General features: G+C 49.8%; 24 protein-coding genes. 15 read left to right on the top strand and 9 right to left on the bottom strand.

Annotated features, from left to right (window positions below; translation table 11 throughout):
- The first annotated feature begins 111 nt into the window (after positions 1-111).
- The 12 genes from ychF (at position 112) to EP073_RS12820 (ending at position 12,204) form a co-directional block, all read left to right on the top strand.
- Positions 112-1,206 (top strand): redox-regulated ATPase YchF, encoded by a 1,095-nt coding sequence (gene ychF / locus EP073_RS12875; RefSeq protein ID WP_128467571.1) that lies wholly within the window; start codon positions 112-114, stop codon positions 1,204-1,206.
- A complete protein-coding gene (locus tag EP073_RS12870) occupies positions 1,199-1,990 on the top strand; it encodes an SH3 domain-containing protein (RefSeq protein WP_128467570.1) in 792 nt (263 codons plus the stop codon). Before ychF ends, EP073_RS12870 begins: the two co-directional genes overlap by 8 nt.
- Positions 1,991-2,001: 11 nt before the next feature.
- Positions 2,002-2,481, top strand: coding sequence for a cyclic pyranopterin monophosphate synthase MoaC (gene moaC, locus EP073_RS12865; RefSeq protein ID WP_128467569.1), 480 nt, complete (start codon positions 2,002-2,004; stop codon positions 2,479-2,481).
- The gene (locus EP073_RS12860) at positions 2,482-3,306 is read left to right on the top strand and encodes a nitrilase-related carbon-nitrogen hydrolase (RefSeq protein ID WP_128467568.1); all 825 of its coding nucleotides are present in this window, start codon (positions 2,482-2,484) and stop codon (positions 3,304-3,306) included.
- A 2-nt stretch (positions 3,307-3,308) separates the two neighbouring features.
- The gene (locus EP073_RS12855) at positions 3,309-4,121 is read left to right on the top strand and encodes an NAD+ synthase (protein WP_128467567.1); all 813 of its coding nucleotides are present in this window, start codon (positions 3,309-3,311) and stop codon (positions 4,119-4,121) included.
- A 101-nt stretch (positions 4,122-4,222) separates the two neighbouring features.
- Positions 4,223-5,695, top strand: a complete 1,473-nt coding sequence (gene guaB, locus EP073_RS12850; protein WP_128467566.1) for an IMP dehydrogenase — start codon at positions 4,223-4,225, stop codon at positions 5,693-5,695.
- A 733-nt stretch (positions 5,696-6,428) separates the two neighbouring features.
- On the top strand, positions 6,429-7,979 hold the full coding sequence (gene guaA, locus EP073_RS12845; protein ID WP_128467565.1) for a glutamine-hydrolyzing GMP synthase: 1,551 nt from the start codon (positions 6,429-6,431) through the stop codon (positions 7,977-7,979).
- 1 nt (position 7,980) lies between these two features.
- Positions 7,981-9,207 carry a lipoprotein-releasing ABC transporter permease subunit gene (locus EP073_RS12840; RefSeq protein WP_128467564.1) on the top strand — a complete coding sequence of 409 codons (1,227 nt, stop codon included), beginning with the start codon at positions 7,981-7,983 and terminating at the stop codon, positions 9,205-9,207.
- Positions 9,204-9,863 (top strand): ATP-binding cassette domain-containing protein, encoded by a 660-nt coding sequence (locus EP073_RS12835; protein WP_164885411.1) that lies wholly within the window; start codon positions 9,204-9,206, stop codon positions 9,861-9,863. The genes EP073_RS12840 and EP073_RS12835 overlap by 4 nt, the downstream gene beginning before the upstream one ends.
- 335 nt (positions 9,864-10,198) lie before the next feature.
- Entirely contained in the window at positions 10,199-10,984 is a 786-nt protein-coding gene (locus EP073_RS12830; protein WP_128467562.1) for an S-methyl-5'-thioinosine phosphorylase, read from the top strand.
- Positions 10,981-11,841: a UDP-N-acetylmuramate dehydrogenase gene (gene murB, locus EP073_RS12825; RefSeq protein WP_128467561.1), complete on the top strand. Its 861-nt coding sequence runs from the start codon at positions 10,981-10,983 to the stop codon at positions 11,839-11,841. The genes EP073_RS12830 and murB overlap by 4 nt, the downstream gene beginning before the upstream one ends.
- A gap of 30 nt (positions 11,842-11,871) precedes the next feature.
- Positions 11,872-12,204: a hypothetical protein gene (locus tag EP073_RS12820; protein WP_128467560.1), complete on the top strand. Its 333-nt coding sequence runs from the start codon at positions 11,872-11,874 to the stop codon at positions 12,202-12,204.
- A 25-nt stretch (positions 12,205-12,229) separates the two neighbouring features.
- On the opposite strand, the gene EP073_RS12815 is transcribed toward EP073_RS12820, so the two are convergent.
- Positions 12,230-12,430: a hypothetical protein gene (locus tag EP073_RS12815; RefSeq protein WP_128467559.1), complete on the bottom strand. Its 201-nt coding sequence runs from the start codon at positions 12,428-12,430 to the stop codon at positions 12,230-12,232.
- Between the two features lie 52 nt (positions 12,431-12,482).
- Between EP073_RS12815 and EP073_RS12810 the strand changes: the two genes are divergently transcribed.
- Positions 12,483-13,295, top strand: a complete 813-nt coding sequence (locus tag EP073_RS12810; RefSeq protein WP_128467558.1) for a hypothetical protein — start codon at positions 12,483-12,485, stop codon at positions 13,293-13,295.
- Here EP073_RS12810 and EP073_RS12805 read toward each other — a convergent pair.
- From EP073_RS12805 to gspG, 8 genes are read right to left on the bottom strand one after another with little or no spacing between them, the layout of a single operon-like run.
- A complete protein-coding gene (locus tag EP073_RS12805; protein WP_128467557.1) occupies positions 13,292-13,996 on the bottom strand; it encodes a hypothetical protein in 705 nt (234 codons plus the stop codon). The two genes, EP073_RS12810 and EP073_RS12805, sit on opposite strands and share 4 nt — an antisense overlap.
- Positions 13,993-14,475, bottom strand: a complete 483-nt coding sequence (locus EP073_RS12800) for a type II secretion system protein GspM (RefSeq protein WP_128467556.1) — start codon at positions 14,473-14,475, stop codon at positions 13,993-13,995. Before EP073_RS12800 ends, EP073_RS12805 begins: the two co-directional genes overlap by 4 nt.
- On the bottom strand, positions 14,472-15,446 hold the full coding sequence (locus EP073_RS12795; protein WP_128467555.1) for a hypothetical protein: 975 nt from the start codon (positions 15,444-15,446) through the stop codon (positions 14,472-14,474). Before EP073_RS12795 ends, EP073_RS12800 begins: the two co-directional genes overlap by 4 nt.
- 10 nt (positions 15,447-15,456) lie before the next feature.
- Positions 15,457-16,365, bottom strand: coding sequence for a type II secretion system minor pseudopilin (locus EP073_RS12790; RefSeq protein WP_128467554.1), 909 nt, complete (start codon positions 16,363-16,365; stop codon positions 15,457-15,459).
- Positions 16,362-16,913 carry a PulJ/GspJ family protein gene (locus EP073_RS12785; protein WP_128467553.1) on the bottom strand — a complete coding sequence of 184 codons (552 nt, stop codon included), beginning with the start codon at positions 16,911-16,913 and terminating at the stop codon, positions 16,362-16,364. The genes EP073_RS12790 and EP073_RS12785 overlap by 4 nt, the downstream gene beginning before the upstream one ends.
- Positions 16,903-17,229: a prepilin-type N-terminal cleavage/methylation domain-containing protein gene (locus EP073_RS12780; RefSeq protein ID WP_128467552.1), complete on the bottom strand. Its 327-nt coding sequence runs from the start codon at positions 17,227-17,229 to the stop codon at positions 16,903-16,905. Before EP073_RS12780 ends, EP073_RS12785 begins: the two co-directional genes overlap by 11 nt.
- Complete coding sequence (locus EP073_RS12775; protein ID WP_128467551.1) at positions 17,226-17,642, bottom strand: prepilin-type N-terminal cleavage/methylation domain-containing protein; 417 nt, start codon at positions 17,640-17,642, stop codon at positions 17,226-17,228. Before EP073_RS12775 ends, EP073_RS12780 begins: the two co-directional genes overlap by 4 nt.
- Positions 17,642-18,073, bottom strand: a complete 432-nt coding sequence (gene gspG, locus EP073_RS12770; protein WP_128467550.1) for a type II secretion system major pseudopilin GspG — start codon at positions 18,071-18,073, stop codon at positions 17,642-17,644. The genes EP073_RS12775 and gspG overlap by 1 nt, the downstream gene beginning before the upstream one ends.
- A 167-nt stretch (positions 18,074-18,240) precedes the next feature.
- On the opposite strand from gspG, the gene mrtJ reads away from it, so the two are divergent.
- Complete coding sequence (gene mrtJ / locus EP073_RS12765; protein WP_128467549.1) at positions 18,241-18,639, top strand: JDVT-CTERM system glutamic-type intramembrane protease MrtJ; 399 nt, start codon at positions 18,241-18,243, stop codon at positions 18,637-18,639.
- Positions 18,640-18,703: 64 nt separating this feature from the next.
- Positions 18,704-19,573: a hypothetical protein gene (locus EP073_RS12760; protein WP_128467548.1), complete on the top strand. Its 870-nt coding sequence runs from the start codon at positions 18,704-18,706 to the stop codon at positions 19,571-19,573.
- Positions 19,574-19,575: the final 2 nt, after the last annotated feature.

Here is a 19,575-nt window from a genome sequence, read left to right as displayed (position 1 = left end):
TCTGCCCTTTTTTTATAAGGAACGTACCTGTTCCTAAACTCTTCTTTGCTTTTTTTTCAAACTTGTAGCAATATAATTGTTCTTTAAGCAAGCAGATTATATGAGGTTATTATGGGTTTCAACTGCGGAATAGTCGGGCTCCCCAACGTCGGCAAGTCCACTATATTCAACGCACTCACTAAAGCAGGAGCGGAAAGCGCAAACTATCCTTTCTGCACCATTGACCCCAACAGAGGGATAGTTCCCGTTCCTGATGAGAGAATGGATTTTCTGGTGGAAAAGATAAAGCCGCAGTCCACAGTGGCAACCACCATCGAGTTTATAGATATAGCAGGTCTCGTCAAAGGCGCAAGTCAGGGCGAGGGTCTCGGCAACAAGTTCCTTACTCATATCCGTCAGGTGGACGCAGTGGCGCATGTTGTGCGCTGTTTTGACGATCCGAACGTTGTTCATGTCGAAGGCGGCGTTGATCCGGTGCGGGATATTGAAATTATCAACACCGAGCTGCTGTTGAGCGATATGGAGCTCATAGAGCGTGCCGTTGACAGAAACAAAAAAGCGGCAAAGGGCGGGGACAAGGAAACAAAGAGGAAAGCGGAAGCCCTTGAAGCGCTCCTTGCCGAAGTCCAGAAAGGCAGAATGATCAGAAGTGTGGAAGGATTTGAAGAGCTTACCGAATCACTGAAAGAATACCCTCTCATTACCTCCAAGCCAGTAATGTATGTCGCTAATGTTGACGAAGCTGTATTGGCGGAGGATAATGATCATGTCAAAAAGGTGCGCGAGATAGCGGCGAAGGAAAACGCTGTTGTCGTTAAAATTTGCGGTTCCATAGAATCCGAGATAGCGGAGCTTGACGAGGAAGAGGCGAAGGAGTTTCTTGCCAGCATGGGGCTTGACCGTTCCGGCTTGCAGTCCATGATAGCGCAGGGCTACAAGCTCCTTGACCTTTTGACCTTTTTTACCGCGGGCGAGAAGGAAGTCCGTGCGTGGACAGTAACCGGAGGAACCACTGCGCAGAAGGCAGCAGGGAAAATCCATTCTGATATAGAGCGTGGGTTTATTCGCGCGGAAGTTACCTCATACAGCGATTTTGAAACCGCAGGCTCCATGGCAAAAGCCAAGGAACTCGGCAAAATGAGGCTGGAAGGAAAGGAGTATATTGTTCAGGACGGCGATATTATCTACTTCAGGTTTAATGTTTAGGGCTCTTGCCCTTGCTCTTTTTCTGGCGCTCTGCTCAGCCCATGCCTATGCGGCTGAGCCCGTGCATATAAGCGAGCGCGACGGTATTCTTGAGGCGCTGGGACACATCGCCGGAGAAGGAGTCATGGCACGGGAGAGACCCGACACCAACAGTCCTGCCATTACCAAACTTCCCAAAGGAAGCAAGATAATCGTGCTTTCCAAAAAGGGAAACTGGTACAAGGTGCGTCTCTACAACCGCAGGGAAGCATATGTGCGTGCGGAGCTGGTGGAGTTCCGCTATGAGCTCAAGGATGAACACATCACAAAGAGCGATATAGAGAAGAAGTTCATGGTGGACATCATGAACATGGCAGCCCAGTTCAACCAGATGATCAAGGAATCCATTTTTTCCAGAAGGCAGAGCATAGTTCCTAACCTTAAGATTCTTGAGGGACGGAAGAAGGACGGCACTGCGATTGTGAATGTTCTTTACTGCGCGGTGGACGGCAGCGGCAAGCCGGTTCCGTCAATGAGGGAAAACCCTTTAAGCGAAACCATGGTTAAATTCATCGAGATAGTTATGATGAAGATGCTGCTGTATGACGCTGATTCATATAAGATTGTTTTCCGCATTCCCGTGTTTGAAAACGGCAAAGTTGTGGACTATGAAGACAGTGCGGAGTATACAGTCGAGAGAACCGAGACTGATCTCCACGACATCCGCAGCGGAAACGGCAGAATATGGGATTACATAGTTTCAAGCAGACCCGTTGACGAATTTTTTAAGAAATATCCCCATTAGAGGTATAGAAAATGTCTTTTACCCACTTTGACGAGGAAGGAAGAAGCCGTATGGTGGACGTAACCGCCAAGACGGACACTGTAAGGGAAGCCACGGCGAAAGGGCGCATCACCATGAAGCCCGAAACCCTGAAGCTCATTCTGGAAAGCAGAATGGAAAAGGGCAATGTTTTTGAGGTTGCCCGTGTGGCGGGAATAATGGCGGTCAAGAAAACAGGAGATCTTATTCCTATGTGCCACCCGCTGAATGTGACGGCTGCCGATGTTTATTTCTACCCCGATACCGAAAAAAGTGAAATCCAAATAGAAGTTACCGCCAAGCTCACCGGAAAGACAGGCATCGAGATGGAAGCCCTCACCGGGGTTTCGGTTGCGGCGCTTACGATCTATGATATGTGCAAGGCTGTGGACAAGGGCATGGTGGTCAGCGACATCAGGCTTGTGAGAAAATCAGGCGGGAAAAGCGGAACATACGTGAGGGACGGTGAATAGATGCGGGTCTGTCTGGCGCAGATAAAGCCCTTTCTGGGTGATACGGCGAAAAACCTTAAGCTCCACGAGGAGTACATAGAAAAAGCCGTTGCGGAAAAATGCGATGTTATTGTGTTTCCTGAGCTTTCGCTCACGGGGTATTATCTTCTGGACTATGTCAGCGATGTAGCAATGAAAACAGACGACAGGATGATTAAAAAAATCGTCGCTCTCTCCAAGGATATATCAATTGTTTTCGGCTTCGTTTTTGAAGGTGAGGACAACCTCTTCTATAATGTGAGCGCATATGCCGAAAAGGGCAGACTGGTTCACCTCCACAAAAAAGTATATCTTCCCGATTACACCATGTTTGAGGAGGCAAGATACTTCGCAGCAGGCAAAGAGTTCTCCGTGTTTGAAACAGCCATAGGCAGGTGCGGAATACTTATCTGTGAGGATGCTCTCCACACAAGCTCAATATATATACTCAGCCGCATGGGCGTGCAGACAGTCTTCATCCCATCCAACAGTCCCGCTAGAGGTGTTGTGGGTGACGGACTGGAGGCAGCCTCCATATGGCAGACATCAAACAAATATACAGCCAGCCTGCTCACCGTGAACCTCGTTTATGTGAACCGTGTGGGAGTTGAGGACGGAGTTGCCTTTTGGGGCGGCTCTGAGGCTTACTCCGCACTCGGCTCCAGAAAGGCGAGACTCCCCCAGTTTGAGGAAACCATGGGAATAGTTGAACTGGAACAGGAGGATATACGCCTCGCCAGAATACACTCACCCTTTTATCGTGATGAAAAATCCCACATACTCCTTGACTATCTCAAAGGAGACTGAAAATGAAGCTTGATCTTAAACTCACAAAGCAGATATTAACCACATTCGTAAAAGAGGAGACAGAGAAAATAGGACTGAAAAGCGTTGTTCTCGGTCTCTCCGGCGGTATAGATTCGGCGCTTTCAGCGGCTATAGCCGTTGAGGCTCTGGGCAGGGGCAGGGTGTTCGGGGTTGGTCTGCCCTACAAACTTTCCAGCCGGGAAAGCATGGCGGATGCCGAACTCGTGGCTGACGCTCTTGGGATCAATCTCGAAATAGCCGACATAACCCCGTTTGCGGAGCCGTTTATCGAAAGTGAAAAGGACATGAGCAAGCTCCGCATAGGAAATGTTCTCGCCCGCATGCGCATGGTCACAATTTTTGACCGCTCGGCAAAGCACGGCGGAATAGTTCTCGGCACAAGCAATAAAACGGAGCTTCTCCTCGGCTACGGCACGTGGTACGGCGATCTTGCCAGCGCCATAAACCCCATAGGGGATCTTTACAAGACTCAGGTATGGGAGCTGTCGGAATATCTCGGCATTCCCGATAAGGTTATAAAAAAGCAGCCCACCGCAGACCTCTGGCCGGATCAGACCGACGAAGGGGAACTGGGCTTCACATACAAAGATGTGGACAGACTGCTTTACGAAATGGTAGACAACAGACGCAGAAAACCCGAGCTCCTTAAAATGGGCTTCGATGAGGATTTTGTGCAGAAAATATCTGAAAGAATAATGAGATACCAATTTAAGCGCAAAATTCCCGTTATAGCGAAGGTCAGCCAGAGAACAATCGGGCGGGACTTCCGCTACAGCCGTGACTGGGGCTACTGACTCAGTGTTGACGCACCAGCATCCTGCGGAGCGGAGCCGATTTGGTTTTCAGGAAGAGTACAGTAATTGACAAACAAAACATAAAAGCAGGCGGTGAATAGATGTACGGCGATAAAATCGCGATGGAAGCTCTGACGTTTGATGATGTGCTTGTGATCCCCGCGCACAGCGAGGTTCTTCCCAAGGACATAGACACAACTTCAAAGCTTACAAACAAAATTTCCCTCAACATCCCGCTGGTAAGTGCGGCGATGGACACTGTTACCGAGGCAAAGCTGGCTATAGCTATGGCTCAGGAAGGCGGAATAGGCTTCATCCATAAGAATATGACAATCGAAATGCAGGCGGATGAGGTAGACAAGGTTAAACGTTCCGAAAGCGGAATGATAGTTGACCCCATAACAATTTCGCCGGATAAGACGGTTGAGGACGCGCTTGCCATTATGTCCAAGTACAAAATAAGCGGCGTACCCGTAACGGCGGGCGGCAGGCTGGTGGGTATTCTTACCAACAGAGACCTGCGTTTTGTGAAAAACCTCAGCGCTAAAGTCACAGAGTATATGACAGGTAAGAATCTGGTTACTGTGCTTGAGAAAGACGCTAACCTTGAATCTGCCAAGGATATTCTTCAGGAACACAGGATCGAGAAGCTTCTCGTGGTGAACGATCAGTACCAGCTTAAAGGACTGATAACGATCAAGGACATCAACAAAAAGCTCAAATACCCCAACGCCGCCAAAGATGATATGGGCAGGCTGCTTGTTGGCGCAGCGGTGGGCGTGGCAGGCGACAGCAGGGAGAGAGTATCCGCCCTTGTGGAAGCAAAAGCGGATGTGATAGTGGTGGATACCGCGCACGGACACTCCCAGATGGTTCTGGATATGGTGCAATGGGTAAAATCGACCTATACCCATGTTCAGCTTATAGCCGGAAACGTTGCGACACCCGAAGCGGTGGAAGCTCTCTATAACTGCGGCGCGGACTGCGTTAAGGTTGGCATAGGTCCCGGTTCAATCTGCACAACAAGAGTTGTTGCGGGCGTGGGCGTTCCGCAGATAACAGCGATAATGACATGCGCCGCCAAGGCAAAAGAACTCGGTATTCCGATCATAGCCGATGGCGGTATAAAATATTCGGGCGATATAGTGAAAGCTCTCGCCGCCGGAGCCTCAACGGTTATGATAGGCTCCCTGTTCGCAGGAACCAAGGAATCGCCCGGTGACATAGAACTCTATCAGGGCAGAAGCTTTAAGGTCTACAGAGGCATGGGCTCGGTGGGCGCTATGAAGGCGGGCAGCAAGGATCGCTATTTTCAGGAAGGCACGGAAAGTGAGAAGAAATTCGTTCCCGAAGGGATCGAAGGACGTGTGCACTATAAAGGTGAACTCAATGAAACAGTCTATCAGCTCACCGGCGGCATACGCTCCGGCATGGGCTACGCAGGCTGCAAAACCATCGAGGATATGCACAATAAAGCCAGATTCGTGAGGATCACCGGCGCAGGCTTGCGTGAAAGCCACGTTCACGACGTCATGATAACTAAGGAAGCGCCCAACTACTGGGTGAATCCGTAAGGTAAGGCTCCCATGACGGGAGCCCGCCGTGCGCAGCGAAGGGCGGTTTATCCGCCCGCGAGCGTGTATCACAAACCGACAGGATGTCCGGTTTGTGATTGACAGTCAGCTAACTAAGGAAGCGCCCAACTACTGGGTGAATCCGTAAGGTAAGGCTCCCATGACGGGAGCTCGCCGTGCGCAGCGAAGGGCGGTTTATCCGCCCGCGAGCGTGTATCACAAACCGACAGGATGTCCGGTTTGTGATTGACAGTCAGCTAACTAAGGAAGCGCCCAACTACTGGGTGAATCCGTAAGGTAAGGCTCCCATGACGGGAGCTCGCCGTGCGCAGCGAAGGGCGGTTTATCCGCCCGCGAGCGTGTATCACAAACCGACAGGATGTCCGGTTTGTGATTGACAGTCAGCTAACTAAGGAAGCGCCCAACTACTGGGTGAATCCGTAAGGTAAGGCTCCCATGACAGGAGCTCGCTGTGCGCAGCGAAGGGCGGTTTATCCGCCCGCGAGCGTGTATCACAAACCGACAGGATGTCCGGTTTGTGATTGACAGTCAGCTAACTAAGGAAGCGCCCAACTACTGGGTGAATCCGTGATATAAGCTGCGATACGTCATTCTGAGGCAAAGCCGAAGAATCCCGGAGCAGCGGAGATTCTTAACTGTGTTCAGGATGACGCTCCGTTGTGCAGCTAAGCACTTAAACTCACTGAATATTATAAAAGGAGTTTTGTAACCGATGGACATTCACTCGGAAAAGGTACTGATACTAGACTTCGGCTCACAATATACGCAGCTTATCGCACGCAGGGTGCGTGAGGCTCATGTTTACTGCGAAATTTTCCCCTGCAACGCTGATTTTGAGAAGATAAAGGCCTTCGAGGCGAAAGGCATAATCCTTTCCGGCGGCCCTTCCAGCGTTTATGAAGAGGACGCGCCCAGAGTTGACGAGCGTGTTTTTGAGATGGGGCTTCCCGTTCTGGGCATCTGCTACGGAATGCAGCTTGCCGGACAGCATTTCGGCGGAGTTGTCGCTCCCTCAAACCACAGGGAATACGGCAGGGCGGTTCTCAGCTATGAATCCTCGTGCGGACTTTTCAAAGGGCTTGAAGGAAACGGGACGCTCACCGTATGGATGAGCCACGGCGACAGGCTTGAGAAAATGCCCGAACACTTTGACATAGTGGCAAAAACGGACAATGCTCCCGCCGCCGCGATGAAGCATCACAGCCGTGAGATATACGCAATCCAGTTTCACCCCGAAGTCACCCACACTGAGCAGGGCAAGGCTATTCTTGAAAACTTCGTTGTGGGAATCTGCGGGTGCAGACAGATCTGGACTACGGAAAACTTCATACAGGCAGAGATTGAGCGTGTCCGTGAGAAGGTCGGCGGCAGAAAGGTTCTCTGCGGGCTTTCCGGCGGTGTGGATTCCTCAGTCGTCGCAGTGCTTCTCCATGAAGCCATAGGCGACAATCTCGTCTGCGTGTTCGTCGACAACGGGCTCCTCAGGCTGAACGAACGCGAGTATGTGGAAAAAACATTCAGGGAACACTATAAAATAAATCTCGTTGTGGCTGACGCTGAGGAACGCTTTCTCACCGCTCTTGCGGGCGTTACCGATCCTGAGAAGAAAAGAAAGACAATCGGCAACCTCTTCATCCGTATTTTTGAGGAAGAGGCGAGAAAAATAGGCGACTTCGACTTTCTCGCTCAGGGTACGCTTTATCCGGATGTTATAGAATCCGTCTCCTTCAAAGGACCCTCCGCCACCATCAAATCACACCACAATGTGGGCGGTCTGCCGGAGGACATGAAGTTTCAGCTTGTTGAGCCTCTCCGTGAGCTCTTCAAGGATGAGGTCAGGGATGTGGGACGTAAGCTCGGTCTGCCCGAGGTAATGGTCGGGCGTCACCCTTTCCCCGGTCCCGGGCTGGGTGTAAGGGTTCTGGGCGAGATCACCAAGAAGAGATGCGATGTTCTCCGTCAGGCGGACGCTATCTTCATAGAGGAGCTTCACAACGCCAACCTTTACAATACAATCTGGCAGGCGTTCGCCGTTCTGCTCCCCGTAAATACGGTGGGCGTAATGGGCGACGGCAGGACATATGAAAACGCCTGCGCCATCAGAGCCGTTTACAGCTCCGACGGCATGACGGCAGACTGGGCGCACATACCCTATGATGTGCTCGGCAAAATCTCAAACCGCATAATAAACGAGGTAAGGGGCATAAACCGTGTTGTCTATGACATAAGCTCCAAGCCGCCTGCGACAATAGAATGGGAATAATATGAAAACGGAGAATCTGATAGCGACACGCTATCTGCGCTCCCGCAGGAAAAACCGCATATTTTCGTTTATCTCCACCATTTCTGTAATAGGTATAATGGTGGGGGTGGCGACACTCATTATCGTTCTCAACGTAATGATCGGCTTCTCCGACAATTTGCAGAACAAGATCCTCGGGGCAAACGCCCACATAATAGTAAACCGTCTGGATGCTGCGCCCATAAGCGACTGGCAGCTTGCGGACGCTAAAATCCGCATTATGGACAAGGTGGCGGGAGTCTCGCCGTTTGTCCTCAGTCAGGTTCTGGTTACAAGCCAGAACAACGTCAGCGGTGTTATTATCAGAGGAGTTATCCCTGAAAAAGAACTCGGCGTCACTTCGATTGAGAAGTTCATGAAAGACGGCGAGTTCATGGACATAGCGGACAAGGGCGAGAAACCTAAGATCGTTCTCGGCAAGGAGCTTGCTCACTCGCTGGCGGTCAGCGCAGGGGATGACGTGGTTATGGTCTCCCCCTTCGGGCGGAAGGGTCCCTTCGGCATGGTTCCGAAGATGAAGCACTTTGAGGTCGCCGGCTGGTTCGACATGGGAATGTATGAATACAACTCGTCCCTCGGCTACATATCCCTTGAAGCCGCACAGGAATTCTTCGGGATGGATGATGTCGTCTCCGGTTTCAGCGTGAAGGCGGACAGCTTCGCAAACGCTATCCCCCTTGCCAAAAAGATAGAGGATGAGCTGGGCTTTCCTTACTGGTCACGGGACTGGATAAGCATGAACTCCAATCTCTTCTCCGCCCTCAAGCTGGAAAAAATTGCGATGTTTATAATCCTGACGCTGATAATCATAGTCGCTTCGTTCAATGTGGTGAGCATGATCACCGTGTCGGTCAAGGATAAAAAACGTGATATAGCCATACTCAGGGCAATGGGCGCACCGGAAAAAAGCATATACCGGATCTTCATTCGTCAGGGGCTCGTGGTGGGCTTCGTGGGAACCGCACTTGGCAATGTTATAGGATACACCGCCTGCTTCGTGCTGAAAAACTACAAGCTTATAAGCCTGCCGGAGGATGTGTATTTCATGGACAGAATCCCCGTGAAGATAGAGCCGTCAGTGTTCATAGTCGTGACAGTCTGCGCACTGGTTATCACATATGCTGCGGGGCTGTTCCCCGCCAGACAGTCGGCGAAGCTCGACCCCATAGAAGCATTGAGGCGTGACTGATGAGTCTGCTTGAAATAATAGATCTCAACAAAAGCTTTCTCAAGGGCGACTACAGGCTGAACGTCCTCAGCGGCTTCAGCATGAATGTGGAAAAAGGCGAAATGCTCGCCATAGTCGGTCCTTCCGGTGCGGGCAAATCAACCCTGCTGCACATTATCGGCGGTCTGGATAAGCCGGACTCAGGTTCTGTAATGTTTCAGGGTGAGGACATTCTTAAGCTCAAGGGGAAAGCCGTTGACCAGTTCAGGAATAAGGATGTGGGTTTTGTGTTCCAGTTTCATTACCTGCTGGAAGATTTTACCGCTTTGGAAAACGTTATGATGCCCGCTCTCATAGGCGGAGTGAACATAGACGCTGCTGCGAAGAGGGCTAAGGAACTGCTCACCAAGGTTGGGCTGGAAAGCAGAACAACACACTTTCCCGCTGAACTCTCCGGTGGCGAACAGCAGAGAACGGCAATCGCAAGGGCTATGATGAACAGCCCGAAGATCCTTCTCGCTGATGAACCCACAGGCAGCCTTGATAAGAAAAACAGCGATGAGGTTCTGGATATGATCCGCCTCATGCGGGATGAAGGTGTGACAATCCTCATCGTCACCCACGAAGACGCCATCGCAAACTCCTGCGACAGGATTATCAGAATAGAAAAGAGCTGACCATCCCCCAAGGACGGGGATGCGCCGTGCGAAGCGAAGCCTTGCTCTGCAAGGCGCGAGCGTGTATCCGAATCCGACAGGATGTGCGGATTCGGATTATCAGAACAGAAAGAGCTGACCATCCCCCAAGGACGGGGATGCGCCGTGCGAAGCGAAGCCTTGCTCTGCAAGGCGCGAGCGTGTATCCGAATCCGACAGGGTATACCGACTCGGTTTTTTGAAGGGTTCGGGGAGCTTTTTTTCAGTTAAAAAAGTACCCCGAGAAGAATTTAATCATAAAAAACTCTGCTCAGGAAGCCTGTCTCAGACAGGAACTATAATGAAAAAGGTATATTATGAAACTCGGTATAATAGGCGGCAGCGGACTTTACGACATAGACGGATTTGAGTTCATGGGCGAGGAGTCCGTGGTCACTGAATGGGGCGCTCCTTCCGATGCGTACAGGCATTTCAGCTGCAAAGGCGTTGATTTCTATTTTCTCAACAGACACGGGCGCAGCCACGGCATTCCGCCGCACAGTGTGAACTACAGGGCAAATATAGCAGGCTTTGAGAAGCTGGGCGTTGAGCGTATTATATCTTTTACCGCAGTCGGCGGCATAAGGGGTGTGAAGCCCGGGGATATAGTTATTTCATCAAACGCCATAGACCACACCTCAGGACGTGCGCACACTTTTTATGACGGTGGGCTTATTCATCATATAGATTTCACAGAACCTTTCTGCCCTGAGCTTCGGGCGCTTCTCCTAGAGAGCGCCGAGAGAGCGGGGGTTGAGGTGAAGGACAGCGGGGTGTACATCTGCACCAACGGACCTAGACTTGAAACATCGGCGGAGATCAGATACTTCGCTTCCATAGGCGCGGACACCGTAGGGATGACACTGTTTCCCGAGGCTCCGCTTGCGAGGGAAAAAGAGATCTGTTACGCCAATGTGAGCGTGATAACCAACCATGCTGCGGGAACAGGCGATACCAAGTTAACCACGGTGGAAGTGGTGGAAACCATGAAGGCTGCGACAGAGCGGATCAAGGCGATCGTCAGCGCTCTGCCCGATTCATACACAGTGAACAGAAAATGTCTCTGCAAGGATGCTCTTGAAGGAACGAAGATCAGTAAATGAGAATCCGTGAAAACGTATCACTTAAAAATTACACAAGCTACCGCACCGGAGGAACGGCAAGATTTTTCGCCGAACCGTCCACAACTGAAGAATTAGTTGAATGTCTTGCTTGGGCGGAAAAAAACTCCATTGAACATTTTATAATGGGCGGCGGCTGTAACCTGTTGATCTCAGATCAAATTCTGGATCATACGGTAATAGTTCTCAGTAATCTTAATCGGCACATTTTGAGAAAACATAAGAAAATTTATGCAGGTGCCGGAGTTCTTCTTGACTCAATGATCGTTTATACGATAAGATCTTACATGACCGGAGCCGAGAACATGAGCGGCATCCCCGGCACTTTGGGCGGTGCGCTCGCAATGAACGCAGGTGCATTCGGAACCGAGATCGGAATGTTAACTGACGAGATTGAGCTCCTCAGTGCGGACGGTTCGGTTTTCACGGTGAAGGGTGCTGACGCCGGTTTCTCCTACCGCAAAACTTTGGCGGTGGAAGGAAACATCGTTCTCGGTGGAACATTCCTCTTTGAGGAAGGGGACAGGGCTGAAAGCGAACGTATCAGAAAGGAGATTCTCCGTAAAAGGGCGCTTAAGCAGCCTTTGGAATATCCCTCCTGCGGTTCGGTTTTCAAACGACCTGAAGGTCACTATGCCGGAGAGCTCATAGAACGGTGCGGTTTAAAGGGAAAACGCATCGGCGGGGCTATGGTTTCCGTAAAGCACGCCAATTTTATTGTTAATGCAGGCGGCGCTACCGGTTCTGATATTAAGAACCTGATTGAAGAAGTTAAGTTAATTGTTTTAAAAGAAACGGGCGTGCAGCTTGAGGAAGAGGTGAAATACCTCGGCTTCTGACGGCTTTAAAGGGCGTCCGGGGGAATTTAAGTGGAAAGAAGAGACTGCGAACTCACTTTTGATGAACGTAAGGCACTGGAAACAGAAGTATTTTCAAAGTTAAGCTGCTCGGGCTGGATAATCAGATTCCTAAAACTTGTTATCCCCTCTCTCGTCTTTATTATCTCCTGCACCACCGCCGCACCTGTTCAGCAGGCGGTTGTTACACAGAAAAATCTTTTCACAGGCAGCAGCTACCTTCAGGAGCTTAAGGCTGAGCTTCACGCATCCGACAGCACTTCGGAGTTTGAGGCTGCAATGCCCGAAAGCGGACTGCTTCTCGGTGCGCTTGTGGGCTTTGATAAAAAAAAACATCTAGGGTAATCTCCCAGTCTGTAAGAGACTTTGTCTACGAGGACGGAATTCTCGCCGTTCTTACCGATGACTCAATCAATATATCCTCCTCCGAATGTCCGTCGTTTCTGTCGGATAACTTCACATCCATAAGGCTCAAGGGCGGCTTTCTGCTCGCTGAGAATGACAAAGGCATAAGTATATTCAGCCTCTCCTCATGCGCCGAGGTGACCGGCACGAACAATAAACCGGGCAAGCCTGCCTTCTATCCGCCGTATTTTGCCTTTGCGGAGGGAAAATCCTTCAGAGTGTATCGTATAGATTCCACAGAGGAGGTAATCTCCGGTCAGCTTAAGGAGGATATTCAGGAGGTTTTTCTGGATGACGGCTATGCTGTTTTTATCCTTGATGAAAAGCTGGTGACCCTTGATTTCGCGCAGAGGCGCTTTACGGGCTTGAGCCCTCTGCCGGTGGATTTTACCTCTCCTTATATTGAAGGCGGCAGGCTGAACGGCTACGGGCGTGACAGATTCTACAGCATAAACTATCAGGAAGTTAACAAGGGCGGTGCGCCCGAGATACTGGATTTTCCGGCGGACAATATGTCAGACTGCGTCAGGGTGTCCGGCAGGGCGGACGCGTACTGCGGCGGTAAATTTGTGAGAGCGGGCTTATATTCCGGTTTCCATTCCGAAAAAGCGGCAATCGCCGACGGCTTCACGCTGCACCTTGCGGACAGCGCCCTTACAGCCCTCTCCTCTGAGGATTCCTTCAACAAGGAGATTTTCATCAACCGTGCAGAACCGCAGTTCTGCTCCCTTGGCAAAAGAGTGTGCTATATGGATTTTGACGGCAGAAAATACTGCATGGAAAACAGTGTCACTCTTGAAATGACCGACTTTCCTGACGGCTGTGCCGCAAAAGAGCTCAGGCACGGCAAAATCTTTGACAATGACGGCAGCGTACTCTTTGATTTCGCTGAGGAGGTTAATTCGTCGGATACGCATGTGATGCTGAAAAGAGAGCGCAAAGGCGGCGTGTATTATTTCTTTATGCCAAAAACGGAGGATGAGACCGCTGAGCCGGAGCCGCAGACTGTTCCGGCGGGAAACTCTGATTAGTTGACGGATATTCTGGGTTCGAGAACAGTTCCTGTAATGGTGATTCTTTTGTTCATCCCTGCCACTCCGGCAGTTCCTGTGAGCGCGATAACACTTTTACCCGCGTTAACCTGATTTATTCTTATGTTGCCGTTTAGGTTAATTTTTGCGGCTCCCTGAGAGGTCAGGTTGCTGACGCCTATCATCTGTTTTTCTATGAGAAGATCTCCGGTGATGTCATTGAATGTTATCGGTCCAAGTTCGGAAGGGATCGTGAGTTTGGGTGCGGATATTTTTCCTTTTCCCTTTCCATCTGTCACTTCAACATCCAAGGCGACCTCGCCGCCGAGCCCGATTTCAGTGATTTGCGGGATCTTATCCAATTCTATGAGAGCCTTTAGCTTCAGTTCCCCTCCCTTGTGGCTGGCTTCGCCTGTGACTATCTCGGAGCTGATTTTAGCCGATACTGCGTGTGTTACAGCGGAAAGCGGAGTATAGCCGAGTTCAAGCTTATCTGCGGTGAACTCGCTTATTTTTATGGATGTAAGCTCCGCTCCGAATGGACCGGCGTCCGTTGTGCCGATGGAGAGTGTGACGTTAGCTTTTGCTGCGGCTTTTTCTGCGTAGAACTCAAGCACCTTCCCGTAAGGGAAGAACATTAGAAGGAAAATAACTGTGCACCCGATAAAAATTGCCGCGTTTATTAAAATGTTTCTGATCATCTGTTTTTCACAAGCTCCAGATTAATGTCTGCCAGAGTGGGATCGTCAAACCTTTTCTTTAGGGAGAAGTTTTTAATTGTCAGGTTCTGGTAGCCCTCTACAAGACCGAGGAATGAGTTCAGCTCGTTCAGGTTAAGCGCCTGAATACGCAGTGACACTACTTCCGCGCCGGATGCGTTTGAAACAGGCTTAAGATCCAGAATACGACCTGCTATGCCTGCTCTGGCGGCTGTGTTCTGTATAAAGGAGAGAAGCCCCGATTCCACTCTTTTGGTGGAGTTGGCTCCGCTGGATATTTCGGATATGAGTTCGGCTGTCTTGCCGATCTGCTCTGTGTACGACTTCTGCCTCTGGAGGTATGAGTTTTCTCTGGAAGCAAAAAACATATGTGTCCAGTAGAAAAGGAAAAATACTGCAAAGAGCGCCACGAACCAAATAAGAGCCTTCTCTTTCTGCGCCTGATCCAGTTTTATGTTCATAAGCTGAACCTCACGGAGAATTTGATTATTTCGCCCTGTTTGTCTGTGTCCTCTATGTTAGCCCTCTGGGCTCCGGCTTCCTGAAGCTTCTGTTTGAACTCCTCCACAGCCTGAAAGTCCGCGGCGGTTCCTGTACAGTTTATTGTGGTGTCTCTGACTGTAAGGTCTTCGAGTTTTATTTTATTTTTGTCTGCTGCTTTGCTCATGGTTTCAAAAACGGTGAGTATGCTTACGCCCTGTGTTGTTTCTTTGCCGCCTCTGGCCTTAAAAAGAAGGGTTCCGTAGGGGTCGCCCGTGCCGTTTACGCCTGCGAGGGTGTAAAGCTCCTGAAGCTTGTTTTCCCTGAGCTTGAGGGCTGAAGCGTATCCTTTCAGCCGGAGGTACTCCCCGCCGATAAAAACAAGGTAACAGGCGGCAAGGACTATTGCCGGAAGCTTAAATGAGGAAGGTATAAAGGATTCCTTCTCAACTCCTTTGATGTTTATGGACATTTTAGGGGGGATAACCTTGTTCAGAATCCTTTCCGCAGTGCAGGCGTCGTCCGGTTCGTCAAAAAGCTGATGTATCTCACCGCCGGAGACTGAGTAGCATTTGCTGCCGTCGGTGTAATCGAACGAGGCTTCTCTCACGAACATTTCTATGAACGGTGTGGTTATCTTTGAAGCTTTTTTCAGGAGAGACAGATTCTCTTTCACAAACGAAGCGAACTCCTGCGCGGGCAGATAGATAAGCGCCGAACCGCCGTGGAGAACGAAACCGAAGTTTTCCGTCATGTATTCGGGAAACAGGGTGCTCAGGTAGTTGCTTATGAAGCCTCTGGCTTTTTTTCTGTTGGAGGACGGGAGATCCATGGACAGATAAAAAAACATCGAATCATCCAGAAACAGGTTGAATGATCCTGTCTGTTCGGTGCTTGCCGGAAAATCCGCCCGCCCGTTTTCGATGTTGTAAAGCCTGCTGTTTTTAATCAATAAATTTCTGTCAGAAGAAGATGCCATCATTCCCTTCAATATATTTCACTACTGAGGTGCGTGAACCGTTTCTCTCCAGAAGAACATGGTAGAAACGGGACTTGTCATTCAAACTTACTTCAGTCTTTACATAAAATAAAGAACTTTTTACCGAGAGATAGTCCAGTGAAGAGTTGTAAATATCCTGCGGAATGCTCGCGGCGTTCATCATATTGGACACATCTTTATAAGTGTTGTTCGCCCTGTATTCTATAATGCTGTCGGCGTAGGGCGCAATGCCCGGCACAAGCCCGATGAGAGCTTCCTTGGTTATGAAGTTGAGGTTCAGCTTGCCGTCACCCTGATTGGTGAAGTGAGAGGCAAGGACATCAAAATGATCTTTGGCTTCATTTATGAAGCTCAGCTCCTTGAGGGTTTCCATCTTGCCGTTTTTTGTGGAGTAGGTTTTGCCGTCGGTGAAGTAGTCTATGTTTTCCTCACCAAGGTCTGAAATTTCGCTGTCAGTGTCTATCCAGTCTTTCATAATGGAGCAGATCGACTCCTCAAGCTCAAGCTCCTTCAGCGTATTTCTGCATCCGGTGACATAGGCTTCGGATTTGTTGTCACCCTCCATCATGTTCAGCGGTATGCGTCCGTTTGTGGGGGTTACTGTTATGGAGATGAACCCCATAGGGACGGGAAAAGGAGGAATCAGCGCCCATGATTCGCCGTCATAGTCGTAGTTGTTGTCGTCATCCTCAAGGACTTCCCTGATCGCTTCAATGGCGGACATTGCGTATATTGAAGACTGGTACTCAAACTGAAGCTCAGCGCTGTCCGCTAGGGAATTGCCGGAGCGCCGGTGCATGAACGTGACTATGCCGAGGGTGAAGGCAACGAAGATAAGCACAAAAACAAGAACGCTCCCCCTATTGTTCATTCGCCTATCCCCAATGAGTTGAACATTCCGTTCTGGTGGTAGCTTCCCGCTACAGCCTCAACCTTGATGCCGGAGGTGTCAAGCCTGAGCTTTATCATGTTGGTTCCGAGAATTGTTCTGTCGTGGTATTCGCCAGCTTCGTAAAAAAGCACAGTGAGGTTGTCCGCATCCGGCAGGATCGGCATTTTCTGCTCAAAATCCATAAGGGGCAGGCTTTCCTCCCTTATCAGATACTTATCTTCTATATAATAAAGCACTTCAACGGGCATTGCCCCCTGAAAGTAAAGAGAGTTATGAGTGACAAGCTTCAGCGCCACACGATCGCTCAGTGATTCAATCTCTGCGGTGTTCCTTACCGCCTGCCTGAAATCGGCGGAAAGAAGCGATGCCAGCTTTGCGTTCACCGTTACAGCGTCTCCGGCCTTAACTGAAACATCCCGGGCGGTGATTATAGTGTTGAAAACCGAGTATGCCCCGGTAAGAACGATTCCCGCCAGTGCCACGGCTATCAGTAATTCCGCAAGTGTGAAGCCTTTGTTATCTTTCATAATAAAATAAAGCCATCTCCGCTGTGCCGTCAGTTATCCGCAGCTCGCATTCTTTAATGCCCTGAAGCCCCGTATCCTGCTTTTCCAGCTTGTAGGTATATGTTGTACCGTTGTCGGTGATTATATCTTCCAGTGTTGTGCCTTCCGCAAGAGTGAGAATGACTCTTTCGTATCCTCTGCCGAGGAGATCAAGCTTCCGCTTGGCGTAATCGTTCATGTCAAGAGACTGTCTCACAAGGGTGAAAATCCCCATCATGCCTATGGAGAGAACCACCATAGCGATAAGGAGTTCAAGGAGCGTAAAGCCTTTTCTCATTTCAGCCTCGTCTGAAGCAGAAGGGGGATTGATTCGATGGTTTCCGTGTCTGATACTTTTAAAAGGAAATAATCGCAGATGCCTTTGGGATAAACCATGATTACGTAATCAAGTCCCGACTGTTCCTCATCATTGATCTCAGCGGATAACACTCCGGAGATTCCGGGAATTTTTACCGTTTCACCGTCATGCAGAAACAGAGTATCGGAGCCCTTGACGCCTCTGATGGGGAGCGCTCTGCTCAGTTCAGCCGCTTCATCTGCGGTTTTCCTGAGCAGATCGTTCAAAAAGGCTGTCTCTTCCGGCTCTCCGGTGGTTTTCTCCACCATGACCGGAACCACGGTCATAAAGCCTATGCCGATGATCAGAAGAACAATAATGATCTCTACAAGAGTAAACCCTCTGGCAGACATTATCTTATTTCATAGCTCTTTATATCTGTGTTGAATTCTTCTCCGCCTTCCACGCCGTCCGCGCCGAGGGAGATTATTTCGTAGTCTCTGTCGTCCTCACCGGGGCTTCTGTAAATGAAGTCATGATCCCAAGGATCAAGAGGCTTTTTGGAGGTGTCCAGATAGCCGCCCTTGCGGTAGTTTTTGGGGATAGGCTCAATTTCGGGCGCCTTGATCAGGGATTCAAGCCCCTGCTCTGTGGTGGGGTAGTAGCCGCTGTCGAGTTTGTACATCTTAAGAGCGGATTCAATGGCGAGTATATCGTTCTTCGCCTTGGCAACTCTCGCTTCGTCAGGCTTGCCCATAATCTTCGGCACCATGAAAGTCGCAAGAAGTCCGAGGATAACTATAACCACCAGCACTTCGATAATAGTGAAACCTTTGCTGTTCATCTTATCTGCTCCGTAAATAAATTTTGGGGAATTATAGGACAACATGCCCTCATGACACAACAGTTAATGTACGCAATTCTGAAATCAGCATTTATGTCCCACAGACAAAGGACATTTCAGAAGGGTAAAGGTTTGTTTTTTTCTTCCCTCCGTGGTATTTGATCAAAATGGAAAGGAAAAATATTATACTGCTCACCGCTTTTTCTCTCGGAGCCGCCTATTTCGGGGCGAGAATTCTCTTTCTCGGCGGCAGCTTTGTTTTTGATTCCTCAAAGGTTCTGCGGTACCTGCTGCTGGCTCCCGTGGCGGAGGAGCTGTTTTTCAGGGGCGTGATGCAGGAGTGGCTGGAGAGGCTTAAACTGCCGTCACTTTATGCCGTTTCCTCCGCAAATATTGCCGTTTCCGTCGTTTTCGCCGTTTTTCATCTTTGGGGCGGTGAGTCTCTGCACGCTTTTCTGGTGTTTTTTCCGTCCGTCGTATTCGGGTGTCTGTACTCGGAATACCGCTCAGTCCTGCCCTGCGTGCTGTGCCACGCCTTTTACAATCTCAATGTGATGATTGTGTAAATATTAAAGGGTTTGTCCCTTATTTTAATTTGATTTTTCGTTTATTCATGCTATTTCTATTCTCATGAATACTATAAAGATTCCATGGTTTATTTATCCGGTTCTTGCGGCTTTTTCCTTTGCATGGCTCGTTACGGGGTATATCTCATACAGTCACACTCCGACCGTAATGGAGGGAATCAAGCTCGGCGGCAAAAAATCCGCGGCAGTTAAGACTGCGGACATCTCCGTAATCACGGAGAAGAACATCTTCTCCCTTAAAACCGCCTCTGCCGGCTCCTCCGAGACTTTCGTCACGGAAAACGGCGAGACAGTCACCGCTCCCCCGCCAAGAAATATAAAACTTATCGGTATACTTTTGGGTCACGGACATAAGTCCTACGCTTTTTTTGATCTGGACGGCGAGAAGGTTCTGCTCGCAGTGGGTGAAACCTTTTCCGGTGTGAAGCTTGAGCACCTTGATAAGGTGAGCGGCACGGTGCTCACCGCGACAGGAAGAACCAAGCTTGAGCTCTACAGCGCAGGCTCCGTTCTTCAGTCCGCCCAGTCCGCTCCCGCTCCTTCGGGGGATGAATCCTCAGGTGATGAGCCCGAGCCGGGCGATATGACTCCCACAGAGAAAGTAAGCATGACCCGCGCTGATTTCGTCAGCAACCTCGGTGATATTAACAACATAATAAAATCGGTGCTTATGCGCCCTTACGAGAAAGACGGTCAGATAGTCGGCTTCCGTCTCTCCCGTATGACTAAAGACTCCGTTCTGCGCAATCTCGGTCTGAAAAACGGCGATGCTATTATGCGTATAAACGGGGAGGAGCTGAAAAGCCCCGAAGTTCTTTTCAGTATGCTGAGTTCGGTTGAAAATGTTTCAGCCGTCACTCTGGATCTGGAAAGAGCCGGACAGAAGAAAACAATATTCGTGGAAATAAATTAGGT

Source organism: Geovibrio thiophilus (assembly GCF_004087915.1).
GTDB classification, from domain to species: domain Bacteria; phylum Chrysiogenota; class Deferribacteres; order Deferribacterales; family Geovibrionaceae; genus Geovibrio; species Geovibrio thiophilus.
Note: the sequence above shows the minus strand (reverse complement) of the source record. Positions and strands in the feature narration are given on the sequence as shown.

Bases quoted from the DNA above. Each gene is read 5' to 3' on its own strand.
- EP073_RS12840 (WP_128467564.1), top strand. From the start codon at position 7,981: ATGAAAACGGAGAATCTGATAGCGACACGCTATCTGCGCTCCCGCAGG.
- EP073_RS12870 (WP_128467570.1), top strand. From the start codon at position 1,199: ATGTTTAGGGCTCTTGCCCTTGCTCTTTTTCTGGCGCTCTGCTCAGCC.
- EP073_RS12775 (WP_128467551.1), bottom strand. From the start codon at position 17,642: ATGTCTGCCAGAGGGTTTACTCTTGTAGAGATCATTATTGTTCTTCTG.
- ychF (WP_128467571.1), top strand. From the start codon at position 112: ATGGGTTTCAACTGCGGAATAGTCGGGCTCCCCAACGTCGGCAAGTCC.
- murB (WP_128467561.1), top strand. From the start codon at position 10,981: ATGAGAATCCGTGAAAACGTATCACTTAAAAATTACACAAGCTACCGC.
- mrtJ (WP_128467549.1), top strand. From the start codon at position 18,241: ATGGAAAGGAAAAATATTATACTGCTCACCGCTTTTTCTCTCGGAGCC.
- gspG (WP_128467550.1), bottom strand. From the start codon at position 18,073: ATGAACAGCAAAGGTTTCACTATTATCGAAGTGCTGGTGGTTATAGTT.
- guaB (WP_128467566.1), top strand. From the start codon at position 4,223: ATGTACGGCGATAAAATCGCGATGGAAGCTCTGACGTTTGATGATGTG.
- EP073_RS12760 (WP_128467548.1), top strand. From the start codon at position 18,704: ATGAATACTATAAAGATTCCATGGTTTATTTATCCGGTTCTTGCGGCT.
- EP073_RS12860 (WP_128467568.1), top strand. From the start codon at position 2,482: ATGCGGGTCTGTCTGGCGCAGATAAAGCCCTTTCTGGGTGATACGGCG.
- guaA (WP_128467565.1), top strand. From the start codon at position 6,429: ATGGACATTCACTCGGAAAAGGTACTGATACTAGACTTCGGCTCACAA.
- EP073_RS12785 (WP_128467553.1), bottom strand. From the start codon at position 16,913: ATGAAAGATAACAAAGGCTTCACACTTGCGGAATTACTGATAGCCGTG.
- EP073_RS12805 (WP_128467557.1), bottom strand. From the start codon at position 13,996: ATGATCAGAAACATTTTAATAAACGCGGCAATTTTTATCGGGTGCACA.
- EP073_RS12855 (WP_128467567.1), top strand. From the start codon at position 3,309: ATGAAGCTTGATCTTAAACTCACAAAGCAGATATTAACCACATTCGTA.
- EP073_RS12800 (WP_128467556.1), bottom strand. From the start codon at position 14,475: ATGAACATAAAACTGGATCAGGCGCAGAAAGAGAAGGCTCTTATTTGG.
- moaC (WP_128467569.1), top strand. From the start codon at position 2,002: ATGTCTTTTACCCACTTTGACGAGGAAGGAAGAAGCCGTATGGTGGAC.
- EP073_RS12830 (WP_128467562.1), top strand. From the start codon at position 10,199: ATGAAACTCGGTATAATAGGCGGCAGCGGACTTTACGACATAGACGGA.
- EP073_RS12790 (WP_128467554.1), bottom strand. From the start codon at position 16,365: ATGAACAATAGGGGGAGCGTTCTTGTTTTTGTGCTTATCTTCGTTGCC.
- EP073_RS12780 (WP_128467552.1), bottom strand. From the start codon at position 17,229: ATGAGAAAAGGCTTTACGCTCCTTGAACTCCTTATCGCTATGGTGGTT.